This is a genomic window from Kitasatospora sp. NPDC029312 (assembly GCF_055569215.1).
Genome location: NZ_JBVHXY010000090.1, coordinates 2232 through 4013 on the forward strand (window position 1 = coordinate 2232; position 1782 = coordinate 4013).

The 1782-nt window shown below is 69.8% G+C and carries 2 protein-coding genes; both read left to right on the forward strand.

Annotation, left to right across the window (positions count from 1 at the left end; translation table 11 throughout):
* The first annotated feature begins 337 nt into the window (after positions 1–337).
* Entirely contained in the window at positions 338–955 is a 618-nt protein-coding gene (locus tag ACZ4WV_RS35365; RefSeq protein ID WP_051741530.1) for an ATP-dependent Clp protease proteolytic subunit, read from the forward strand.
* 61 nt (positions 956–1016) lie between these two features.
* Complete coding sequence (locus ACZ4WV_RS35370; protein WP_465753197.1) at positions 1017–1679, forward strand: ATP-dependent Clp protease proteolytic subunit; 663 nt, start codon at positions 1017–1019, stop codon at positions 1677–1679.
* Positions 1680–1782: the final 103 nt, after the last annotated feature.

Consider the following 1782-nt stretch of genomic DNA (forward strand, 5'->3'; position numbering starts at 1 on the left):
CCGAAACCGTGGGGGCCGCCGCGGGGAAGAGCACGGAGGAAAAGCCTGAGGAAAAAACCGGGGCTTGGGTCCCCGGGTAGCCTTCGCCGGGCAGACAGGGGGCCCGGACGCCGTACGGTGTCCGGGCCCGCTGTCGTCCCGCATGGGACGGGTGCGACCCTGCGCTCACAGCGAACAGTTCTGCGTGAGGGATTCTGCGGCCCGGCCTGCGCGTTAGGGTCCTTGGACAGCAACAATCACGACGTGATACCCGGAAGCTGTGCGACACCGTGACGGCCGCGGAGCGGCCGTCCAAATCGACTGAGCAGGTGGCTAAGTGACGTTCCCGCAGATGCAGATGCCTGGCCCGATGGCGCCGCACGCCGCCGCTGGTGACGTGCTCGGCGGCCTCGGCGACCAGGTCTACAACCGGCTGCTCAACGAGCGGATCATCTTCCTCGGCCAGCAGGTCGACGACGACATCGCCAACAAGATCACCGCCCAGCTGCTGCTGCTGGCCGCGGACCCGGACAAGGACATCTTCCTCTACATCAACTCCCCGGGCGGCTCGATCTCGGCCGGCATGGCGATCTACGACACCATGCAGTACATCAAGAACGACGTCGTCACCATCGCGATGGGCATGGCCGCCTCGATGGGCCAGTTCCTGCTGACCGCCGGCGCCAAGGGCAAGCGCTTCTCGCTCCCGAACGCCAACATCCTGATGCACCAGCCCTCCGCGGGCCTCGGCGGCTCCGCCACGGACATCCGCATCCAGGCCGAGCAGCTGCTCCGCACCAAGAAGCGGATGTCCGAGCTGATCGCCTTCCACAGCGGCCAGTCCTTCGAGCAGATCACCCGGGACTCCGACCGTGACCGCTGGTTCACGCCGGAGGAGGCCCTCGACTACGGCCTGATCGACGCGATCATGCACAGCGCCGCGGACGTCCCCGGCGGCGGCGGCACGGGCGCCTGAGCCTCGGCCCGGCCCGGCCCACGAGACCACAGCCCCAACGCCCGGAGGACAAGGACCCCCCATGAACATCCCCAGCCTGTCGGCCGCCCAGGCCCGCGTCGAGGACATGCGCGCCGAGGGCCGCTACATCGTCCCGCGCTTCGTGGAGCGCACCACGCAGGGCATCCGCGAGTACGACCCGTACGCCAAGCTGTTCGAGGAGCGCATCATCTTCCTCGGCTCGCAGGTGGACGACGTGTCGGCCAACGACATCATGGCCCAGCTGCTGTGCCTGGAGTCGATGGACCCGGACCGCGAGATCCAGATGTACATCAACTCGCCCGGCGGCTCGTTCACGGCCCTCACGGCCATCTACGACACGATGCAGTACGTGAAGCCGGACATCACCACGGTCTGCATGGGCCAGGCGGCCTCCGCCGCGGCCGTGCTGCTCGCCGCCGGCACCCCCGGCAAGCGGATGGCGCTGCCGAACGCCCGCATCCTGATCCACCAGCCGTACACCGAGACCGGCCGCGGTCAGGTGTCCGACCTGGAGATCCAGGCCAGGGAGATCTTCCGGATGCGCGAGCAGCTGGAGGAGATGCTCTCCAAGCACTCCAAGCGGTCGGTCGAGCAGGTGCGCGACGACATCGAGCGCGACAAGATCCTGACCGCCGAGGAGGCCGTCGAGTACGGCCTGGTCGACCAGATCATCTCCACCCGCAAGACCTCGCTGACCTCCTGAGGGCGGCACCGGGGGGGGGGGGGGGGGGGGGGGGGGGGGGGGGGGGGGGGGGGGGGGGGGGGGGGGGGGGGGGGGGGGGGGGGGGGGGGGGGGGGGGGGGGGG

Bases quoted from the DNA above. Each gene is read 5' to 3' on its own strand.
- ACZ4WV_RS35365 (WP_051741530.1), top strand. From the start codon at position 338: ATGCCTGGCCCGATGGCGCCGCACGCCGCCGCTGGTGACGTGCTCGGC.
- ACZ4WV_RS35370 (WP_465753197.1), top strand. From the start codon at position 1,017: ATGAACATCCCCAGCCTGTCGGCCGCCCAGGCCCGCGTCGAGGACATG.